The sequence below is a fragment of the Kitasatospora phosalacinea genome (assembly GCF_000717185.1).
In the GTDB taxonomy this organism is placed as follows: domain Bacteria; phylum Actinomycetota; class Actinomycetes; order Streptomycetales; family Streptomycetaceae; genus Kitasatospora; species Kitasatospora phosalacinea_A.
The window spans coordinates 1-21,224 of record NZ_JNYE01000053.1 but is presented as its reverse complement, the minus strand read 5'-3'; the positions used below and the strand labels follow the sequence as shown (position 1 = coordinate 21,224).

15 protein-coding genes and 2 pseudogenes are annotated in these 21,224 nt (G+C 74.9%); 14 read left to right on the top strand and 3 right to left on the bottom strand.

What is annotated here, in order from left to right; genetic code table 11:
- The first annotated feature begins 186 nt into the window (after window positions 1-186).
- The 4 genes from dacB to OO57_RS22400 all read left to right on the top strand — a co-directional run bounded on the left by dacB (window position 187) and on the right by OO57_RS22400 (window position 5,400).
- A complete protein-coding gene (dacB, locus tag OO57_RS22415) occupies window positions 187-1,809 on the top strand; it encodes a D-alanyl-D-alanine carboxypeptidase/D-alanyl-D-alanine-endopeptidase (protein ID WP_051778094.1) in 1,623 nt (540 codons plus the stop codon).
- Between the two features lie 131 nt (window positions 1,810-1,940).
- Complete coding sequence (locus OO57_RS22410) at window positions 1,941-2,570, top strand: TetR/AcrR family transcriptional regulator (protein WP_051778093.1); 630 nt, start codon at window positions 1,941-1,943, stop codon at window positions 2,568-2,570.
- Entirely contained in the window at window positions 2,567-3,937 is a 1,371-nt protein-coding gene (locus tag OO57_RS22405) for an MFS transporter (protein ID WP_033254407.1), read from the top strand. Before OO57_RS22410 ends, OO57_RS22405 begins: the two co-directional genes overlap by 4 nt.
- Window positions 3,934-5,400 (top strand): pyridoxal phosphate-dependent decarboxylase family protein, encoded by a 1,467-nt coding sequence (locus OO57_RS22400; protein ID WP_033254385.1) that lies wholly within the window; start codon window positions 3,934-3,936, stop codon window positions 5,398-5,400. Before OO57_RS22405 ends, OO57_RS22400 begins: the two co-directional genes overlap by 4 nt.
- 191 nt (window positions 5,401-5,591) lie before the next feature.
- On the opposite strand, the gene OO57_RS22395 is transcribed toward OO57_RS22400, so the two are convergent.
- The gene (locus tag OO57_RS22395; RefSeq protein WP_051778091.1) at window positions 5,592-6,248 is read right to left on the bottom strand and encodes a TetR/AcrR family transcriptional regulator; all 657 of its coding nucleotides are present in this window, start codon (window positions 6,246-6,248) and stop codon (window positions 5,592-5,594) included.
- Window positions 6,249-6,371: 123 nt separating this feature from the next.
- Here OO57_RS22395 and OO57_RS22390 point away from each other — a divergent pair, with 123 nt between their 5' ends.
- From OO57_RS22390 to OO57_RS22360, 7 genes are all read left to right on the top strand, one after another.
- Window positions 6,372-7,916, top strand: coding sequence for an MFS transporter (locus OO57_RS22390; RefSeq protein WP_033254384.1), 1,545 nt, complete (start codon window positions 6,372-6,374; stop codon window positions 7,914-7,916).
- 190 nt (window positions 7,917-8,106) lie between these two features.
- The gene (locus OO57_RS22385) at window positions 8,107-8,442 is read left to right on the top strand and encodes a WXG100 family type VII secretion target (protein ID WP_033254383.1); all 336 of its coding nucleotides are present in this window, start codon (window positions 8,107-8,109) and stop codon (window positions 8,440-8,442) included.
- 2 nt (window positions 8,443-8,444) lie between these two features.
- A complete protein-coding gene (locus OO57_RS22380) occupies window positions 8,445-10,208 on the top strand; it encodes an alpha/beta hydrolase (protein ID WP_051778090.1) in 1,764 nt (587 codons plus the stop codon).
- Window positions 10,205-10,702 (top strand): hypothetical protein, encoded by a 498-nt coding sequence (locus tag OO57_RS22375; protein WP_033254382.1) that lies wholly within the window; start codon window positions 10,205-10,207, stop codon window positions 10,700-10,702. The genes OO57_RS22380 and OO57_RS22375 overlap by 4 nt, the downstream gene beginning before the upstream one ends.
- Before the next feature lie 34 nt (window positions 10,703-10,736).
- Window positions 10,737-11,333 (top strand): hypothetical protein, encoded by a 597-nt coding sequence (locus OO57_RS44025; protein WP_158715190.1) that lies wholly within the window; start codon window positions 10,737-10,739, stop codon window positions 11,331-11,333.
- 62 nt (window positions 11,334-11,395) lie between these two features.
- The gene (locus tag OO57_RS22365; RefSeq protein ID WP_033254380.1) at window positions 11,396-15,295 is read left to right on the top strand and encodes a hypothetical protein; all 3,900 of its coding nucleotides are present in this window, start codon (window positions 11,396-11,398) and stop codon (window positions 15,293-15,295) included.
- A gap of 242 nt (window positions 15,296-15,537) precedes the next feature.
- Window positions 15,538-16,455: an ABC transporter substrate-binding protein gene (locus OO57_RS22360; protein ID WP_033254379.1), complete on the top strand. Its 918-nt coding sequence runs from the start codon at window positions 15,538-15,540 to the stop codon at window positions 16,453-16,455.
- Window positions 16,456-16,518: 63 nt separating this feature from the next.
- Here the strand turns inward: OO57_RS22360 and OO57_RS22355 are convergent, their stop codons facing one another.
- Window positions 16,519-17,697 carry a PP2C family protein-serine/threonine phosphatase gene (locus OO57_RS22355; protein ID WP_081973873.1) on the bottom strand — a complete coding sequence of 393 codons (1,179 nt, stop codon included), beginning with the start codon at window positions 17,695-17,697 and terminating at the stop codon, window positions 16,519-16,521.
- Window positions 17,698-17,946: 249 nt separating this feature from the next.
- On the opposite strand from OO57_RS22355, the gene OO57_RS22350 reads away from it, so the two are divergent.
- The 3 genes and pseudogenes from OO57_RS22350 to OO57_RS38565 all read left to right on the top strand — a co-directional run bounded on the left by OO57_RS22350 (window position 17,947) and on the right by OO57_RS38565 (window position 20,411).
- A complete protein-coding gene (locus OO57_RS22350) occupies window positions 17,947-18,306 on the top strand; it encodes an arsenate reductase family protein (RefSeq protein WP_033254378.1) in 360 nt (119 codons plus the stop codon).
- A 466-nt stretch (window positions 18,307-18,772) separates the two neighbouring features.
- A pseudogene (locus OO57_RS38570) lies at window positions 18,773-19,536 on the top strand (DUF1152 domain-containing protein).
- Window positions 19,537-19,618: 82 nt separating this feature from the next.
- Window positions 19,619-20,411, top strand: a pseudogene (locus OO57_RS38565) (DUF1152 domain-containing protein).
- Between the two features lie 24 nt (window positions 20,412-20,435).
- Here the strand turns inward: OO57_RS38565 and OO57_RS22335 are convergent.
- On the bottom strand, window positions 20,436-21,080 hold the full coding sequence (locus OO57_RS22335) for an MBL fold metallo-hydrolase (RefSeq protein ID WP_033254377.1): 645 nt from the start codon (window positions 21,078-21,080) through the stop codon (window positions 20,436-20,438).
- Window positions 21,081-21,224: the final 144 nt, after the last annotated feature.

Genomic DNA, 21,224 nt, shown 5'->3' with positions numbered 1-21,224 from the left:
CCTTCGCGTGGATGCCGAGTTTATCGGGGCCCGCGGGCGCGACCTTTCGGCGCGGTGGCGCGTGTACAGGGAGGGACGGGGGCCGGGGGTCCGCAATCGGCTGATACCCCGTCAAATGGTAATGTCCATGGCAAAACGGGGGCGTGGGTGACGCGTTCCCCGGCCGATCCGCACCCTGGAGCTCCCTTGCCCGGACGCACGTCCCGCCACCGCCTGCACCACCTGCACCGCCGCAGCCTGCCGCTCGCCGCCGCGGTCCTGGCGGTCTCCCTGCTCGCCGGTTCCGCGCAGGCCGACGACCCGGCACCGGCCGACGCCACGCTCACCGCCGACCTCGACGCGCTGCTGGCCGACTCCCGGCTGGCCAACGCCCAGACCGGCATCGAGGTGCTGGACGCCGCCACCGGCCAGGTGCTGTACGCGCGGCAGCCGCAGGCGCTGCTCACCCCGGCGTCCACCCTGAAGACGGTGACCTCGGCCGCGGCGCTCGACCTGCTCGGCGCGGACTACCGGTTCACCACCGAGGTGCGCAGCACCGGCACCCGGTACGGGAGCACCGTGGTCGGCGACCTGGTGCTGCGCGGCGGCGGCGACCCGACCCTGCTGGCCACCGACCTCGACGACCTGGCGGCGCAGGTCGCCGCGTCCGGGGTCACCACCGTCACCGGCCGGGTGCTGGCCGACGGCAGCCGGTACGACTCGACGCCGCTCGGGCCCGGCTGGGCCTGGGACGACGAGCCGTACTCGTACAGCCCGCAGATATCCGGGCTGACGGTCGCCGACGACCCCGAGTACCTGATGGACACCGTGCGGGTGACGGTCGCGCCGGGCGCGGCCGGGGAGGCCGCGAAGGTCACCCTGGACCCGGCGGAGGCGCCGATGGCGTTCACCGGGAAGGTCAGCACGGGTGCGGCGGGCAGCGGTTCGAGCGTGGACGTGGAACGGCGGCGCGGCAGCAACGAGTTGGCGCTGTCGGGCAGCATCGCGGCGGGGGCCGCGCCGGTGACCTCGTGGGTGACGGTCGAGGACCCGTCGACGTACGCGGGCAAGGTGTTCGCGGGCGCGCTGGCCCGGCACGGCGTCAGCGTGATGCGGGGCGTGCAGGCGGCGGGCGGGGCGGAGGCCTCGCAGCCGCTGGTGTCGCACCGGTCGCAGACCCTGGCGCAGTTGATCGTCCCGATGCTGAAGCTCAGCAACAACGGCATGGCCGAGCACCTGACCAAGGAGATCGGCAAGGTCAAGGGCGGCCGCGGCGACTGGGCCACCGGCGTCGCCCAGGTGCAGGGCTTCCTGAAGGCCAACGGGCTGTCCACCCCCGCCGGGCGGCAGGTCGACGGCTCCGGCCTGTCCCGCTACGACCTGACCACCCCCGCCAAGATGGCCGGACTGCTCGAACTCGCCCAGGACAAGCCCTGGTTCGGCGCCTGGTACGAGGCGCTGCCGGTGGCGGGCAACCCGACCCGGCTGGTCGGCGGCACGCTGGCCGCCCGGATGCGCGGCACCGCGGCCGAGAACAACGTGCACGCCAAGAGCGGCTCGATGGGCGGCGTCGACAACCTGGTCGGCTACGCCACCGCGCCGGACGGCCGCCGCCTGGTCTTCGCCGTCCTGATCAACGACTACGCGGGCACCAGCCCCCGCCCGGTCCTGGACGCGATCGCCGTCCGCCTCGCCACCGGCCCCGCCGCTGCCGGAACCGCCGCCGGAACGGCCGCCACCCAGCAGAAGGCCCGGTCGCTGACCGTCCCCGCGCAGGACGGCTACACCGGCACCCGCTGGGAGGACTGCGAGGCCGTCTCGCACTGCTGAGCCCGTCCCGGCACGGCCCCCGTCGCGTCGCGCGGCGGGGGCCGTCCGCGTCCGCGAACGCTGCGGATTTCATGCAGCCGTCATCAATCAAACGGTTGATTGATGGAGAGGGCGCGCGTACGCTCCCCGCCATGACCGAGGCACCACTTCCCGATGCGCCGCCCGGTGCGCCGCCGAGCCAGGCCGACCTGAGCCGGGAGCGGATCGTCGCGGCCGCCACCGCGCTGTTCGCCGAGCACGGGTACGACGGGACGACCACCCGGACGATCGCCGCCGCCGCGGGGCTGAACGTGGCCACCGTCGCGTACCACGTGGGCGGCAAGGCCGACCTGTACGCCGAGGTGATGCGGCGGGCGCACGAGGCGGAGCGGGCCGCGGTGGCCCGGGCGCTGGAGGCGTTCGCGGCCCTGGCCGGGACGGACCCGGCGGGGGCGGCGGTCGCCTTCGCCGACCGGTACCTGGACTTCTGCCTGGAGCAGCCGCACGTCCCCGCGCTGTGGATGCGCCGCTGGCTGGCGGACGCGGCCGAGTTCGCCGGGCTGGAGGAGCAGTACGCCCGGCCGCTGCTGGAGTCGGTGCGCGACGCGCTGGCCGGGGCGCTGCCCGGGGTGCCGCCGGAGCGGGCCGAGCTGGCGGTGTGGACGGTGCTGTGGACGGTGCACGGCTTCTGCCGGTCGATGATCCGCGCCCAGGTGCCGCGGTTCCGGGCGCACCTGCACGGCCTGGTGCTGCGCGAGCTGGGGATCGGGGGCGGGTGGTGAGCGGCGGGGTCGGCGACGGCGGCACAGGCAGGGGGCAGCTCGCCCGGTACGCGATCGGCTCGGTCGGGACGGGCATCCACTCGACCGTCCCCGGTCTGCTGCTGCTGTACTTCATGACCGACGCGCTGGGCGTGCCCGCCGGGGTGGCCGGCCTGGTCGTCGCCCTGCCCAAGGCCTGGGACGCGCTGTTCAACCCGACCGTCGGCGCCGCCAGCGACCGGGAGGCGCTGCGCACCGGCCGCCGCAGCCGGATCCTGCTGGCCGGGGCGCTGGCGCTGCCCGTGGCGTTCGCCGCGATGTTCCTCTCCCCGCTGACCGGCTCCGGCGCCGCGGCCTGGGTCGCGGTGACCTTCGTGCTGGCCTCCAGCGCCTTCGCCCTGTTCCAGGTGCCGTACGTGGCGCTGCCCGCCGAGATGTCGGACCGGCCCGAGGTGCGCACCCGGATCACGGTGTGGCGGATCGTCTGCCTGACCGTCGGCATCCTGGTCGCGGGCGGCCTCGCCCCCGCGCTGGTGTCGCTGGCCGGGGAGGGGCGGCGCGGGTACGCGGTGATGGCGGCGGTGGTCGCCGTCCTGCTGCTGGCGACGCTGCTGGTGCCCGCGCTGGGCTCGCGCCGGGTGCCCGCCCGGCCGGGGCCGGAGCCGCTCGGGCTGCGGGCGGCGCTGCGCACCGCGCGCGGCAACCGGGCGTTCTTCGCGCTGCTGGGCGCGTTCGTGCTGCAGGCCGCCGCGGTGGCGATCATGCTGGCCGCGGCCCCGTACACCGCCACGTACTGGCTGGGCGGGTACGGGCTGACCTCGGTGCTGTTCGTCTGCCTGGTCGCGCCGAGCGCCGTCGCGGTGCCGCTGTGGGGCCGGGCCGCGGCCCGGTGGGGGCGGCTGCGCTGCCTGGGCGCGGCGACCGCGCTGTTCGCGGCGGCCTCCGCCGCGCTGTGGCCCGCCGCCGGGACGGGCGCGGTGCACGTCGGGGCGGTGCTGGCGCTGTGCGCGCTGCTGGGCGTGGCGTACGCGGCGCTGCAGGTGCTGCCGCTGTCGCTGCTGCCGGACACCGTGCACGCGGACGCGGCCCGCACCGGGCGGCTGCAGTCCGGGGCGTTCACCGGGCTGTGGACGGCGGGCGAGACCGCGGGCCTGGCCGCCGGACCCGGCCTGTTCTCGCTGGCGCTGGCCGCCGCCGGGTTCGCCTCCTCCACCACCGACCGGCCCGTCGCGCAGACCCCGGCCGCCCTGGACGGCGTCCTGCTCGGCTTCAGCCTCGTCCCGGCCCTGCTGATGCTGGCCTCGCTGCCCGCCCTGCGCGCGTACGGGCGCCGCCGGGCCGCCGCCCCCGCCGTTGTCGTCGACTCACTCGCTGGAGAACCTTCATGACGGACCGTCAGTCCGCGCTCCCGGACGCCGGGCGCCCCGCCGAGGAGCTGCTCGCCGAGCTGCGCGCCCTCACCGCCGCCGACCTGCCCACCCGCGGGGGCCGCACCACCGCCTACACCTACGACGCCGGGCGGCCCGAGGTGCGGGCCGCCGCGGAGGGCGCCTACCTGGCCATGCTGGAGGTCAACGGGCTCGACCCGACGGCCTTCCCCAGCATCGTCGCGCTGGAGCGGCAGGTGGTCGGCGCGGTCGCCGCCCGGCTCGGCGGGGACGCCGCCACGCCCGGCATCTTCACCAGCGGCGGCACCGAGTCGATCCTGCTCGCCGTCAAGGCCGCCCGGGACGCCCGGCCCGAGGTCGCCGAACCGGAGGTCGTGGTGCCCGCGACGGCGCACGCCGCGTTCTTCAAGGCCGGGAAGTACCTGAAGGTGAAGGTCGTCGCGGTGCCGGTCGACCCGGCGACCTTCCGGGCCGTGCCGGAGGCGATGGCCGCGGCCTGCACCGAGCGGACCGTCCTGGTGGTCGCCTCCGCGCCCTCGTACGCGCACGGCGTGGTCGACCCGGTCGCGGCGATCGCCGCGGACGCCGCGGAACGCGGGCTGCCCTGCCACGTCGACGCCTGCGTCGGCGGCTGGCTGCTGCCCTGGCTCGCCGAGGCCGGGGCCGAGGTGCCGCCGTTCGACCTGTCGGTGCCCGGCGTCACCTCGCTCTCCTGCGACCTGCACAAGTTCGGGTACGCGCCCAAGGGGGCGTCCGTGCTGCTCTTCCGCGACCAGGCGATGCGGCTCGCCGCGTACTTCGCCTGCGCCCAGTGGCCCGGCTACCCCGTGGTCAACTCCACCGTCCAGAGCAGCAAGGGCGCCGGCCCGCTGGCCGGTGCCTGGGCCACCCTGCAGGCCCTCGGGGCGGACGGCTACCGGGAGCTGGGGCGGGCGGCGCTCGACGCCACCCGGCGGTTGGTGGCGGGCGTCGCGCGGATCGACGGGCTGCGGGTGCTCGGCACCCCGGACGCGACGCTGGTCGCGATCGGCACCGAGGGCGAAGACCCGGTCGACCTCTGGGAGTTGGCCGACGAGTCGCGCGCCCGCGGCTTCTTCCTGCAGCCCCAGCTGAGCGTCGACGGCCTGCCCGCCAGCCTGCACGTCACGCTCACCGGCGTCAGTGGGGAGGGCGTCGACGCGCTGCTCGGCGCGCTGCGCGGGAGCGTCGACGCGGTCCGCGCCCGCGGGCCGGTCGCCCCGCCCACCGAGATCCTCGGCCTGCTCGACGGGCTCGACCTCACCGCCCTCGACGACGCGACCTTCGCCGCCCTCCTCCCGGCCACCGGCCTCGACCTCTCCCCCGAGGCCGCCACCCGCATGGCGGGCGTCAACCGCCTGCTGGACGCGCTGCCCCCGCAGCTGCGCGACCAGCTCGCGACGCGGTTCCTGTCGGCGCTGTACAGCCCGTACCTGGGGGCGTAGACGGACGAAGGGGGACGAACCAGGGGCCCGGGGAACGGCGGGCCCGGGGCTGCCGGCGGTGCGCTGTCGTTGCGCGGCATCGGCATCGGCTTCGGGTTCTGTGACGGCGGCCCGGAGCAGCACGGACGCATCGACGGGCTCCGGCCGCCAGCAGCGCGGACTCGCCGTTCCCCGAGCCCCTGGAGGCGCGGCTACAGCAGGGCCGCGAGGCCGTCCGCGATGCGTTGGAGGCCGAACTCGAAGCGGGTGTCCATGTCGGGGTCGACGAGGTCGTCGGCGAGGGCGACCAGGTGGGGGTAGTCCTCGGCGGGGAGGGCGCGGAAGACGTCGCCCGCCGCGCGGGCGGCCCGGCCGCGGCCCGCGCCGGCGGCTTCGGCGGCGGAGAGCGGGGACTGCTCCTGCAGGACGAAGCCCTGGACGTAGGCGGAGAGCAGGTAGGAGGCCATCGCGGCGTCGGCGTCGGTGAAGCCCGCGCTGCGCAGGCGGTCGAGCTGGTCCTCCAGGACGGCGAGGACGCGGGGGCCGGTGGAGAGGCGTCCGGCGACGACCTTGGCGGCGTCGCGCTTGGCGAGCAGCAGGGCGCGGTAGCGGCGGCCGTACTCGAGGTACTGCTCGCGCCAGTCGCCGGTGCGGGGCGGGACCTCGGCGTCGGCGATGATCGCGTCGCCCAGCAGGTCGAGGATCTCCTCCTTGTTGCGGACGTGCCAGTAGAGCGAGGCGGCCTGGGCGCCGACCTCGGCGGCGACCTTGCGCATGGAGAGCCCGGCCAGGCCCTCGCGTTCGAGGACGCGCAGGGCGGCGGCGGCGATGCACTCGCGGGTGAGGGTGCGCGAGGGGGGCTGGGCCACGGGTGCTCCTGGGGGCGGCGGACGGTTCGCGCTTGCAATCTAACACCGTTAGGGCGATGCTGGCTGCGCGATCGCGGCCCCTAACACTGTTAGGGGCCACTCGGCACGCCCGGAGGGGGAACGGTGGACACCAGGAACGACCGGCACAGGTGGCAGGCGCTGGCCACGCTCTGCGTCACGATGTTCATGGCGATGCTCGACAACGTCATCGTCAACATCGCCCTCCCCCGGATCGGCCGGGACCTGGACGCGGGCATCAGCGGACTGCAGTGGGTCGCCGAGGGCTACAGCCTGGTCTACGCGGCCCTGCTGCTCACCGGCGGCACCCTCGGCGACCGCCACGGCCGCACCCGGGTGTACCGGATCGGGCTGGCGCTGTTCACGCTGGGCTCGGCGGCGGCCGCGCTCGCGGGCGGCACCGGCGCCCTGGTCGCGGCCCGGATGCTGCAGGGCGTCGGCGCGGCGCTGCTGACGCCGGGCAGCCTGGCGATCCTGCGGCAGGTGTTCACGGACGAGAAGGAGCGGGCCCGGGCGATCGGCCTGTGGTCGGGGGTGTCGGCGCTGGGCCTGTCGGTCGGGCCGGTGGTCGGCGGCCCGATGGTGGACGCGTTCGGCTGGGCCAGCGTGTTCTGGATCAACGTCCCGGTCGGGCTGGTCGGCCTGGTGCTGGCGTACCGGGTGCTGCCGGAGGTCGCGCCGCGCGAGCGGCGGGTGGACCTGCCGGGCCTGCTGCTGTCCGCGGGCGGGCTGGGCGCGCTGGTGTACGGGCTGGTCGAGGGCCCGGGCCGGGGCTGGACGGACGCCCGGGTGCTGGCCTGCGGCGCGGTCGCGGTGGTGCTGCTGGCGCTCTTCGCGGTGGTCGAACTGCGGGTCGCCGAACCGATGCTGGAGCTGCGACTGTTCCGCGACCGGGTGATGGCGGGGGCGCTGCTGAGCGGGCTGATGGTGAGCTTCGGGATGTTCGGCGCGATGTTCTTCCTGCCGCTGATGCTGCAGGGCGTGATGCGCTGGACGCCGACCGACGCCGGGTACGCGGGGCTGCCGCTGAGCGCCGTGATCGTGTTCGCGGCGCCGCTGTCCGGGCGGCTGACCGCCCGGTACGGGGCGCGCCCGCCGCTGGTGCTGGGCATCGCGCTGTGCGCGGTCGGCCTGGGCGGGCTGTCGCTGTACTCCGGGCAGGCGCACTACTGGTCGTACGCGTGGACGCTGGTGCTGCTCGGCTCCGGCATGGGCCTGACCTTCACGCCGGTGTCGATCGCGGTGCTGCAACGGGTCGCCCCCGCGCAGACCGGCATGGCCTCCGCCACCGTCAGCACGCTGCGCGAACTCGGCGGCGTGCTGGGCATCGCCGTCCTCGGCGCCGTCCTGACCAACCGGCTGACCGGCGCCCTGACCGCCGCCCTGCACCGGCAGGGCCTGCCCGCCGACGGGGTGCCGCACGCGGTCTCCGCGCTCACCGGCCACGCCGGAACGGGCACCGGGGCGGCCCCGGCGGCGCCCGTCCTGGCCGCGGTGGACGCCTCGTTCGTCGACGCCCTGCACCTCGCCCTGCGCTGCGGCTCCGCGGCGCTGGCCGCCACCGCCGTCCTGGTCGCCCTGCTGCTGCGGCCCGCCGCCGCGCCCGCCGCCGACGCCGCCCCGTCCCCGGCGCTGTCCGGGGCGTCCTGACGCACCGTCAGCCCGGGCCCGCGGCTCGGGGACGCACCTCCCGGTCCGGTAAAGCGGCGCCCAAGGGACGGGCAAGCGACGGGCGGGCGGAAGCAGGTGCGAATGTGGTGAACGCGGGTGGCTGCGGCCGGTGCGTTCGCTAGCATGGCGCGCTCAAGTGGTCGGACCGACATCGGTGGTGGGGGATGGCGTGCTGAGCGTGGGGCCGGACGGCGGCAGCGGCGGCAGTGGCGGCGGGTTCCAGGTGGACCCGGACGAGTTGGACGGGGCCGCGCAGACCGCGGGCAGCGTCGCCGAGCAGGTGCCGGGCGGGACGTCGCGCGTCCTGGGCGCCTCCGACGAGGCCGAGGGCGGGCTGCGCGGCTGGAGCACCGGCAGCGAACTGGACGCCTGCACCGACGAGTGGAAGCGGCTGCTGGACGACCTCTCCGCCGAGATGGACCGGCAGGGCGACAACCTGCGGCAGACCGCGGCCAACTACCGCCGCGCCGAGCAGGACGCGGCCAGCGGCCTGGCGGGGCGGTGAGCATGGACGTCCCCACCCTGCGCGACGCCGACCCGAACCGGCTGTTCACCGCCGCCGACGCGTACGCCGCGCTGGCCACCGCCTTCTCCGGCCACGCCGACACCTGGCGCAACGGCGTCGACGGCCGGGTGAGCGCCTCCGGCTGGACCGGCACCGCGGCCGACCGCGGCCGGCAGTCGCTCTCCCGCACCACCGGCAAGCTCACCGCCGCGCACCTGGAACTGGCCCGGATCGCCCCCGTCCTGCGGGAGGGCGCCGAGGCGTTCCTGCTGGCCCGCTCCAAGCTCCGGGCCGCGCTCGCCGACGCCGAAGCGCACGGCTTCACCGTCGCCGACGACGGCGGCGTCTCCTGGCCGCCGCCCAGCACCGCCGAGCGCCACGACCCCGACGCGCCCGACCGGGCCCGGCAGGGCACCGACCTGCGCGACCGGATCGCCGACGCCCTCACCGAGGCCGCGCACGCCGACCAGGTCACCGCGCAGCGCCTGCGCCGGTACACCGACGACGCCCGCACCGGTGCCGGACTCGACCCCGGCACCGCCGCGATGCGGCTCAACAGCGCCGTCCTCGGCGCCCTCAACCCCTTCGGCGGCCCCGAGGACCTGGTCCACGCGGGCATGCCCGGCAAGGACGCCCCGCCGACCGAGGTCAACGCCTGGTGGAAGGCCCTGCCGCCGGACGAACAGCAGCGCCTGCTCCAGGCGTACCCCGCCGAACTCGGCAACCGGGACGGCATGCCGACGCCCGCCCGCGACCAGGCCAACCGGATCAACCTCGACCGGATGGTCGCCGACCTGTCCTCCCGCCAGGACCTCTCCGACTGGGACGAGAAGAAACTGGAGGGCTTCCGGGCCATCCAGGACCGCCTGCGCGATGACCAGGGCAAGCAGCCGCCCGCCTACCTGATGGTCATCGGCGACCAGGGCCAGGGCCGGGCCGCCATCGCCTACGGCAACCCGGACACCGCGGATGACGTCGTCGCGTACGTGCCCGGCCTGAACACCGAGGTCAAGAACATGGGTGGCGGCGACGCCAACCGGGCCCGCGACCTGTGGCAGGCCGCGCACGACCTCGACCCGAGCCGCTCCACCGCCTCGATCGCCTGGCTGGGCTACGACACCCCGCAGATCAAGGGCGTCAGCCCCGACATGTTCGCGGTGGCCGGGGAGGACCGCGCCAAGCAGGGCGGCGAGGCCTACCAGGGCTTCCTGCAGGGTTTGCGCGCCTCGCACGAGGGCGAGCCCGCCCACCTGACCGCGCTCGGGCACTCGTACGGCTCGTTCACCGTCGGCCAGGCCGCGCAGCGCCCCGGCGGCATCCCCGCGGACGACGTCATCCTGGTCGGCTCCCCCGGCACCGGCGCCCAGCAGGCCTCCCAACTGGGCGTCGGCACGGGCCACGTGTGGGTCGGCGCCGCCGAGCACGACCCGGTCTCGCACCTGCCCAGCCACGACGAGGCCAAGGGCATCGGCATCGGCGCGGGCATCGGCGGCGTCCTGGCCGGTCCGCTCGGCGCGGTGGCGGGCGGCTTCATCGGCGACAAGATAGCCGGGCACGATGACCCCCACGAGCTGTGGTTCGGCCAGGACCCGGCGAGCAGCGAGTTCGGGGCGCACCGCTTCGACGTCGCGGACGGACCGCTCGGCTTCGACTCGCACTCCGACTACTGGAACCAGGGCGACGGCCGGGACGGGCACTCGCTGCGCAACATGGCCTTGATCGTCTCCGGCCACGGCGACCGGGTGTCCGGACAGGAGTACCGATGAACGACGACCTGGTGCCCGAGCTGCTCGCGGCCCGGTCCGCGGTGGACGAGCTGCTGGACTCCGCCCCCGCCGCACTCACCCCCGCGGTGCACTGGGCCGACGGCCCGTACGTCGCCGTCGCCCACGAGGACGCCTTCACCCGCGAACCGGACGGCACCGCGCACCTGGAGAAGCGGCGCTACCTGCTCACCCGGGTCGCCGAGCACCGCTACCCCGAGCTGCTCGCCCAACTCGCCCGCGCCTGGCACGAACGCGGCTGGGCGGTGGACGGCGAGGCCGACCCGGTGCTGCCCGTCCTGCGCGCCAAGTCCCCGCACGGGACGGCCGAGTTCAGGATCGGCTTCGCCGGGAACGGGACGCTGCTCGCCCGCGTCGACGGGCTGGCCGCGCCCGGCACCTCCTACCCGTTCGGCGGCGCCAGCACCGTCCCGATCGGGCCCGAGGGGGCGATGGACACCATGCCCCGGCGGCAGGACCCGTTCTGGTCGGTCTAGGGTCCGGGGGGAGCGTACGGAGAGGGAGTTCGGGATGAGGGTGCGGGCACGGGTGCGGGTGCGGGTGCGGGTGGCGGGCGCCGCTGCGGCGCTGCTGCTGGGGCTGGGCGCGGCGGGCTGCGACTCCGGCGGGTCCGGCGGGGCGGGCGGACGGCAGGTCGTCGCGCTGGACACCGCCCGCAGCAAGCTGCAGGAGCTGGTCGACGGCACCACCGGCGCCCTCACCCCCGCCGTGCACTGGGCCGACGACGCGTTCCGCGCAGTCCCGCACGAGAACGCCGCCCGCGACAACGACGGCACCGCCCAACTCACGCTCCGCCGCTACGTGTTGACCAAGGTCTCGGCCGCCAACCAGCCCCGGCTGCTGGAGCAGGTCCGGGCCTACTGGAAGGGCCGCGGCTACACCCTGCACACCGACGACTCCCCCGACGAGGCGTCCGCGGCCGCCCCCGACGGCACCGGCGTGACCGTCACCGTCGGCGCCGTCGGCAACGTCACCGTGGTCGCCGACGCCTGGGTGGAGGACCCCGGCAGCACCGCCCCCTTCGGCCCCGCCCCCAGCCCGCTGCCGACCGGCAAGGACGGCGGGCCCGACACCGTGCCGACCTTCGAGGACCCCGCCTGGTCCTGAAGACGGTCCTGGAGGGCCGCCCGACTGCTCTACATTCGGAGGTACCGAGGGGAGCGGCAGCGTTGGAACAGAGCCACACGCACAACAGCAACGAGAACGCCCGGGTCGGGACGCTCGTCCAGACGGGGTCCGTCGGAACGCTGAACGTCTACCAGGCCGCACCGCCACCGGCCGAGGCCGAGACCACGGCCGACGCCACGGCCGACGCCTGGACGGCGCTGGTGCGGGACTCCCCCGTCTGGGACCACGTCCTTGCGACCCGGAGCACCGCGCACCACCGGCAGCACGCCGCCGCCGTCGCGGGCGCGGCCGCCGCCCTGCGCGACCGGCTGACCCGGCGGACCGCCGAAGACCCGTGGTACGAACCGGAGTTCGCCGGACGGTTCGTCCGCCAGGTCGAGTGGCTGCTCGGCGAACCCGGCGGGCCGCCCGGCGGGCCGTCCGGCGGGCCGCCCGCCCTGGACCTGTACCCGGCCGAGGCCGCCGTCCTGGTGCTGGTGCCGCTGCTGCAGCAGGTGCACTACCTGCGGCGGGTCGAACTCCACCTCGACGCCCGCCCCGGAGACCTCGACCCCGCCCCCGCCCCCTGCGCCGACCGGGACCGCTCCGCCTACCGGGCGTTCCTCGGCGGCGCCGACCAGCTGGTGCAGCGCGCCCGGCGCCGCCCCGGCACCGCCCGGGACGTCGGCTGGTGGCTGTTCCACCGCTGGCTGACCCAGCAGCGGGAGTTCGCCGACAGCGGCAGCACCGCCACCATGCTCGCCGAACTCGGGCCCTCCGTCGGCGAGTTGGGCGACGCCTTGAAACCCGGCCGGATCCTCCCGCTGCTGCACGGCCTGCGCCGCGGCCCCGAGGTCGGCAACCCCGAGTACCTCGCTGCCCTCCCCCACGACGACGGCGTCCGCTCCGGCCCCGGCCCCCAGCAGATCCGCGACCAGCGCGCCGCCCTGCTGCTCTCCCTCGCCCACACCCTCGCCCTGCCGTCCACCGCCCTGCCGCCGATCGTCGCCGAACACCTCGCCACCCCGCACCCCGTCGACCTCGCCGAACTCAAGTCCTGCCTGGACAACGCCACTTGGGGCGGCCCGCGGGACCTCCCGGTGCTGCGCGCGGAGGCCCGGCACGAGGCCGTCGTGGAAGCCCTGCGCGAGTACGCGGTCCGCGCCGACGAGCAGTTGCACGCGATCCGCCGCACCGTCCACGAACGCAACGCCCCCGTCCCCGCCCTGCCCACCCGCCTCTCCGCCGACCGCGTCACCGCCGCCGCCGACGTCTTCACCAGCCACGCCCGCTTCCGCGCCGACGGCCACCGCGTCCTCGGCCTCGCCATGGGCGTCCAGCTCTACAAGGACCGCGACCTCGCCGTCCGCGAGCTCTACCAGAACGCCCTCGACGCCTGCCGCCTGCGCGCCGCCCGCACCACCTACCTGAACCGCACCCGCGGCGGCGCCCTCCCCTTCGACGGCCGGATCCGCTTCACCCAGGGCACCGACGAGGACGGCCGCCGCTACCTCGACTGCACCGACAACGGCATCGGCATGGGCGACGGCGAACTCCGCGGCGTCTTCTCCCGCGCGGGCGAACGCTTCGCCGAACAGCCCGAGTTCATCCTCGAACGCGCCGACTGGGAACACCTCGACCCGCCGATCCCGCTCCACCTCAACTCCCGCTTCGGCATCGGCGTGCTCAGCTACTTCATGCTCGCCGACGAGATCCGCGTCACCACCACCCGCATGTCCCGCGAAGGCACCCTCGGCCCCGCCCTGGAAGTCGCCATCTGCGGCCCCGAACACCTCTTCCGGATCGTCGACACCGGCCGCCACCGGGCCGAGCCCGGGACGCGGGTGCGGCTGTACCTGCGGGAGGAGCTGGGGGCGGACTGGTCGGTGGTGGGGGTGCTGCGGCGTTTGCTGGGCATCGCGGAGTTCACGACGGTGGCGGAGGACGGGGAGCGGAGCGAGAAGTGGCAGCCGGGGGTGCTGCGCGCCAGGGAGCACCGGGGCGGTTCCGAACAGTTGGGGCTGGACGCTCACGGCATGTTGCTGCACGCCCCCGGCCCGGTCGACGACGGTCAGGTCGTGTGGTGCGAGCGCGGCGGCGGGATCCTGGTCGACGGCCTGGTGACGCGCCCCGCGACCCGCCGGGGCCTGCTCGGGCGGACTTCTTCCGGATTGACCGGTGCAGTCGTCAACCTGCGTGGGGCGAACGCTCCGACGACCATGTCCGTCGACCGCACGACGGTCCTCGACGACCTGTCGCCGACCTTCGCGAAGCTGCTGGAGGGTGCTGTCCCCGCCCTCTTGGAGGAGTACGGCTCGCCGCTGGACATCGAGTGGCTGTCCCTGGTGGCGAATACCAATGCCCAGGTGGCCGACCTGGTCACGGGTCACCTGTCGGCCGCGGGGATGCAGTTGCAGGGCACGGGCTTGACGTTCGGCACTTCGCAGACCGGATGGTTCCCTTGGGACCAGCGCCTGGTCTCTCGACGCGCCAACTCCGGTGCGCCCGGCGGCTACGCACCCGACCACGTCTACCTGTGGCGCCTGCTGGCCCACCGGCCCCCGGAAGCGCTGCGGCTCCTGGCCTCCGAACTCCCGGACATCTTCAGGTTCCCCATCCGGGTCTGCGCCGCGGTCCCGTCCGACCAGGACCTGCTCATCGGCCGACCCGCGAATCGCTGGCCGAAGTACAAAATCGAGTTCCCCCAACTGGCCGACCACGCCGCGGCCTTCGGAGTTCCGTTCGAGACACTGGCCCGACGGTACGTGGAACTGGGTGTTGCCGAGGTCGACCTGCGGTCCTGGCAGCCGGAGGTGGCCCTGGCCGAGCCGCAGTTGCCACTGCGCCACATCTCCTGGTTCGCACACCCCTTCCTGGCCGAACCGGTGTCCGCCACCTGTCTGTCCGTGCTGTCCCAGAACGGCGGCGGCACCGTCGGGAAAGTCTCCGATCGACTGCGAGCCCTCGGGTACCGCGTCCCCGAGGAAGCGGTCCGGCTCGCCGTCGCCGCGCAGGACGACCCGCTGCTCCGGTCGGGGCCGCAGGCCGTCCTCCCCAGCGACCGACCGGTTCCGCCCGGACAGCTGGTCCAGGCCGCCCGGGCCGCGGGACTGCCCCTCCACGTTGCCCGGGAGCAATTGGAGTCGTACGGTCTCCGCGTACAGGCGGCTGGACGCCTCGCACCGCTCTCCGACCGCGATGCGGTGCTGCTGAGCGTCAATGCCGACGGGAAAGCACCCTGGCACGACCAGGACTGCCCGCTGCCGCTCCTGAATCTGTTGTACGCCGCCAAGAAGACCGGCCGCACTCCCGCCGAACTCGCGGTGCGGTTCGGGGAGCTGGGCTTTCGCGTCCCGTCGAACCTTCCGGCCGACGCCGATCCGGAGGACCTGCTCGCCTTCGCCGGCTCGGGGGATGACCTGTCGTTGGGCCCCCAGTACTCGTGGTTCTTCGGGATCCACCACGACCTGCCGATGCTCCGGAAACACCTGCGGTCCCTCCTGAAGTACGGCCTCCTCCCCGACCTCCGGGTACCCCGCCAGTTCACCGCCCTCGACCGGGAACTCCTCGGCGGCAACAGTCTGCTGGACTGGGTGGGGCTGGAGGTGGGCCGACCCGTACCGTTCTGCCGCGTCCTCCTCGCCGCCCGCGGCCTGGACGAGTCGCCCGGTGCGGTCGCCCAGCGGCTGACGTCCCTCGGCATCCCCGTCACGCACGACCGCCTGCCGACCGGGCTCACCACGGCCACCGCTCTGCGGATGATCCATACGGACACGGGCGAAGAAACCCCGGACGAGATCGACCACCCCCTCCAGTACCTCGTCGAGACCGCCCTCGACAACGACTGCAGCCTGCGCACCCTCGTCGGCTGGCTGAACGGCCTCGGCATCCCCGTCGCCGACCCCGCCGAGACGATCCGGGCCGCGTTCGCCCGGGTGCCCCGGTTGCCTGACGGGGCGTGAGGACGAATCGGGGCCGATCAGGGCTGATCGGGCGTCATGGCGGGACTGACTGACGGTAGTTGGAGGGTGGCGTTAGGCTGTCGTGACCATGCTGGCTATAGTCGGGGCGATCTAGCCGGAACGGCGGCCGGCCGAGGGGTCTTCCTCGGTATTGCCATGCCGCGTTCCGTGCGGTCGTGTTGCCGTGCCGTCCGTCGTCCCTGGGCTTGTCGTGTTCCGCGTCGACCACGGGGAGAGACGACATGGTTCGGATGGACGGGCGGGGGCGCGCCGCGCTCGCCGCTTTCGTGGGCGGGATGTTGCTGGTGAGCGGGTGCGGGGTCGTCGGGATCGGCGACTCCTCGCACGAGGACGTGGACCTGCGGTCGTTGCTGCCGGAGCGGGTGCGGAAGTCGGGTGTGCTGACGGTGGGCGCCTCGTTCACGGCCGCGCCGGTGGTGTACCGCAACGACCGCAACGAGCCGGACGGGCTGGACCCGCACCTGGCGGAGAAGCTGGGGGCGCTGCTGGGCGTCCGGGTGGAGTTCCAGGACGCCGGGCCGTTCGCGAACGTGCTGCCGGGGCTGCTGGGCGGCAAGTACGACGTCGCGATGTCGGGGATCACCGACACCCGGGAGCGCGAGGAGGGCGTCGACAAGAACGGCGTGCAGGTCAACCCGGGCGTGGACTTCGTGGACTACTTCATGGCGGGCATCGGCATCGCCGTCGACAAGAACAACCCGAAGCGCATCGTCGACATCGACAACCTGTGCGGGCACACCGTCACGGTCAAGAAGGGCACCACCCACGACGACCTGGTGACCAAGCAGAGGACGGCCTGCGACCACAACGGCAAGGGGGCGCTGACCCTGCTGGAGACCGACAGCGACAACGCCGCCATCCAGAACCTCAAGGGCCCGGCGGACGCGTACATCACCGACTACCCGAAGGCCACGTACGCGGTGCAGACCGTCGACAACGGCAACGCCTTCGAGATCGGCGGGCCGCAGTTGCAGCCCCGGCCGTTCGGGATCGCGCTGCGCAAGGACGACGCGCAGCTGCGGGACGTGCTGATGCGGGCGATGAACCGGCTGATCGCCGACGGCACCTACGACCAGGTGCTGGCCGAGCACCAGTTGACGGTGGGAGCGATCCAGAACTCGGTGACCAACGGCTCCTAGGACGCCCGTCCGGCGGCGCGCGCGGGCCGTGCGGGGCCCGGTCGGCGCGGAAGGTTTCGGAGCTCAGGTGGTGGCGAAGGCGAGCACCGCCACGTCGTCGGTCAGGGAACCGGCGTGGCGGCGGACGTCGTGGTCGAGGAAGGTGACGACGGCGTCCGGATCGGTGGCGGGCAGGGTGGCGAGGCGGGCCGCGAGCGGGTAGAAGGCGCCGGTGCGGTCGCGGGCCTCGGTGAGGCCGTCGGTGTGCAGGAGCAGGGTGCGGCCGGGCGGCAGCGGGACGGTGGCGGGCGGTGCGGCGGGGCCGGCGGCGAGGTGGCCGAGGCCGAGCGGGAGGTCCTCGGGGCAGGGGACGGTGCCGACGCTGCCGGGGGCGAGCAGGAGCGGGGCGAGGTGCCCGCGGTTGACCAGGGCGATCTCGTCGGCGCCGGGGCGGTGCTGGAGCAGCACGGCGGTGACGAACAGTTCGCGGTCGCCGTCCTGTTCGGCGCCGCGGCGCACGTGCCGGTCGAGCTTGTCGGCGAGTTCGCCGAGTTCGGCGGTCTCGTGGGCGGCGACCCGGAACGCGCCGATCACGTCGGCGACGGTGCGCACGGCGTCCAGCCCCTTGCCGCGGACGTCGCCGAGCAGGATCCGGGTGCCGTGCTCCGTCTCGCACACCTCGTACAGGTCTCCGCCGATGCCGACGTCCGCCTGCGCGGGCTGGTAGAGGCCCGCGGTGCGCAGGCCCCCGGCGCGGGCGGGGACGGGGCGCAGCACGGTGTGCTGGAGGGTGTCGGCGACGGCGCGCACCCGGACCAGGTCGCGGGTCTGGCGGCGGCGCTGCCGGGCGAGCCCGGCGCCCAGCGTGCCGGCCAGCGCGGTGGCCAGGTACGTCCACATGTGGTGCTGCTCGGTGAAGTGTCCGGCCCGCAGCGCGAGCAGCGCCTGCAGGGCGACGGTGCCGACGGTGGCGGCGACGACCAGCCCGGGGCCGCTGCTGAACGCGACCACCACCGGGATCACGGTCAGCAGGAAGCCCGCCGCGACGGAGCGCGGGATGGACCACTCCATGACGAGGTCGGCGACCACCAGCAGCACCGGCAGCAGCCGCACCCAGGTGGGGGTGCGCAGCGCCCGGGCCATCGCCGCCTCCCACCGGGCCCCGGCCGCCCCGGACGAACCGGACGGCCCGGCGGGCGCGGACGGTACGGCGGGGCGGTGCCGGTCGCGGTCGGCGGCGGCGGGGGCGGGCGGCGCGGTCATGCTGGCCTCCTCGACAGCCGGTGCGGGTAGGGCGCTCCCTCCATCGTCGCGTGCGGCCCGGCCGGGTCACCGCCCGCGAAGGTCCCGACGGTTCGGGACCTTCGGCCTGTTCCGACCGGGTGCGGGAGGTGCCGTGAGCTGCGTCACCGTGCGGGCGGGTCCGGGGCGGGTCCGGGGCGGATCGGCGGGCGGGTCCGGGGCGCGCCGACGAGCGGGTCGGCGGGCGGTGGCTGGGTAGGCTGGACGGCCATGGAGATCTGGATCAACCCGCAGTGCAGCAAGTGCCGCACCGCCCTGGGCGAACTCGACGCGGCGGGCGTGGAGTACACCGTCCGCCGCTACCTGGACGAGCCGCCGACGGCCGCCGAACTCACCGAGGTGCTGGGCCGGTTGGGCCTGGAGCCGTGGGACGTGGCGCGCCTGGACGAGGCCGTGGCCAAGGAGCTGGACCTGCGCTCCTGGGGCCGGGAGGAGGCCGACCGGGCGCGCTGGGTGGAGGCGCTGGCCGCGCACCCGAAGCTGATCCAGCGGCCGATCATCACCGCGGACGACGGCTACACCGTGATCGGGCGCACGCCGGACGCGCTGAAGGACGTCCTCTCCCACTGACCCCCGCCCGGCCCCGACCTGCTCGGCCCGGCAGGCGCGCCGCAGTTCCCCGTCCCGGTCGCTCCGGCCGAACAGACCACCCCGGCCGGGCGGGGCGGGCGGGCCGGGGCGGGCCGGGCGGGCCCATCCGCTCCGGGCAGGGCACCACGACGCGGACGCGCCTCCCGGGCCGGGAGCAGGACGCCCGGCACCGCCACCGCCTCGCCCTCGCCCTCGCCGCCGACGTCCCGCAGCGCGGCCGCGCAGGCGCGGCAGGGCGGCTGCGGCTGCGGCTGCGGCTGCGGGACCGATCGCGCCGAGCAGGTCCGCGCCCTCGTCGAGATCGCGGCAGCGGAACGGTCCGCCGCCCTCGTCCGGGCCGGGCGCCGCGAGCGGCCCGAACCGCCGCAGCGCCCCGGCGCGGAGCGGACGACCGGCCGCTGCCCGTCCCGCACCGGTCACGCGGGCCGCCTGGTACCTTCCGCTGGTGACGAGTCTCCTGCAGCCCCCGCTGCTCACCCGGCTACTGGCCGCGGAGCGGATCCTGGTCGCCGGTGCGGGCGGCGGGTTCGACGTGTACGCGGGGCTGCCGATCGCGCTCGCGCTGCGGGCCGCGGGGCGCGAAGTGCACTTCGCGAACTCCTCGTTCAGCAGCCTGCACGGCCTCGGGATGGACGTCTGGGAGGCCCCCGAACTGGCCCGGATCACGCCCGACACCCGCTCCGCCGACCGGTACTTCCCGGAACTCTCGCTGGCCCGCTGGCTGCGCGACCACCAACTGCCGGACACCGTCTGGGCGTTCCCGCCGACCGGGGTGCAGACGCTGCGGGCCGCGTACCGGGCGCTGGTCGAGCTGCTGGACATCGACGCGATCCTGCTGGTCGACGGCGGCACCGACATCCTGATGCGCGGCGACGAGGCCGGACTCGGCACTCCGGAGGAGGACATGGCCTCGCTGGCCGCGGTCGCCGGGCTGCAGGAGGTGCCGCAACGCCTGGTCGCCTGCCTCGGGTTCGGCATCGACGCGTACCACGGCGTCAGCCACAGCCTGGTACTGGAGAAGACAGCACGCTGTTCATCAACCCGCTGATGACGCTCTACTTCGGCGCCACCGTCGAGGCGCTCGCCGCCCGCCACCTCTACCTGGACCGGCTGGAGAACACCGTGCTGCTCGGCCAGGTCGCCTCCGCCATCAGCCGCTTCCAGGACTCGCTGCCCCGGCAGCGCCCGCCCCGCGCCTTCCCGCACTGAGGCCGCTCCGCCCCGGGGCCCGCCGCCCGGCGCGGAAAACCACTGCCGCCCGATCGGGCCCGGCTGCTACCGTCCGCACCCGATGACCACCGACGCCTTTCTCCAACCTCCCCTGCTCACCAGGCTGCTGGCCGCGGAGCGGATCCTGGTCGCCGGCGCGGGCGGCGGCCACGACGTGTACGCGGGGCTGCCGATCGCGCTCGCGCTGCGGGCCGCGGGGCGCGAAGTGCACCTGGCGAACCTGTCGTTCACCCACCTCCACGGCCTGGACGGCAGCGCCTGGGCGGGCCCGCACCTGGCCCGGATCACGCCCGACACCCGCTGCGCCGACCGGCAGTTCCCGGAACTCTCGCTGGCCCGCTGGCTGCGCGACCACCAACTGCCGGACACCGTCTGGGCGTTCGCCTCGACCGGGGTGAAGCCGCTGCGGGCCGCGTACCGGGCACTGGTGCGACGCCTCGGCGTCGACGCGATCCTGCTGGTCGACGGCGGCACCGACATCCTGATGCGCGGCGACGAGGCCGGACTCGGCACCCCCGAGGAGGACATGGCCTCGCTGGCCGCGGTCGCCGGACTCCGGAACGTGCCGCAACGCCTGGTCGCCTGCCTCGGGTTCGGCATCGACGCCCACCACGGCGTCAGCCACGGCCTGGTACTGGAGAACCTCGCCGCGCTCCAGCGCGCGGGACAGCACGCTGTTCATCAACCCGCTGATGACGCTCTACTTCGGCGCCACCGTCGAGGCGCTCGCCGCCCGCCACCTCTACCTGGACCGGCTGGAGAACGCCGGCACGACCCGCGAGATCGCCTCCGTGATCGCCGACTTCCGCGAGGACCTGCCCCGCCTGCGCCCGCCCCGCGCCTTCCCGCACTGACCGGGCCGGGGGCGCCCGGCGGCGCTACACCTCGACGGTGTCGCCGGGCGGCACGATCTCCAGCGGGACGTCGCTGAGCATCGCGGGGCTCAGGATGGTGGCCATGGACCGCTGGCCGATCTCGCTGAGCATCGCCTCGTGGATCTGCACCAGCCGTCCGGGGGCGACCTCCCGGACGTAGTCGACGGCGTCGCCGGTCCTGGTCCACGGCCCGGCGGCGGGCAGCAGCAGGGTGCCGACCGGGGCGTCCGGCACGTGGTAGGCGTCGCCCGGGTGGTAGACCCGCCCGTCGACCAGGTAGCCGACGTTGGCGACGCGCGGGACGTCGCGGTGGATGGCGGCGTGCAGTTCGCCGTGGACGGTGACCTCGACGCCCGCGACGGCGAACGCGTCCCCGGCGGCGACGGCCGTCACCTGTCCGCGCCGGGCCGCCGTCCAGCGCCCGACCACCGACTCGGGGCCGTAGACCCGCAGCTCGGGCCGGGCCGCCAGGGCGGCGGCGATCACCTCCTCGTCGAAGTGGTCGAAGTGCTCGTGAGTGATCAGCACCGCCGCCGCCCCGGCCACCACCTGCGCGGCGTCGGGCGTGAAGGTGCCGGGGTCGACGGCTATCCGGGTGTCGTCCTGGGTGAGCACCACGCAGGCGTGGGCGTGCTTGGTCAGCTGCATCGAGGGTCCTTTCGATGGTCCACGGAGATGCACAGGTAATGCTGTGCAGTCTGGCCTGTGCAGTGTGGACTGTACAGTTCGAACTGCGCAACTGGTAGCGTGACCGCATGACGCCCCCCACCCCTGCACCATCCACCCCCGCAC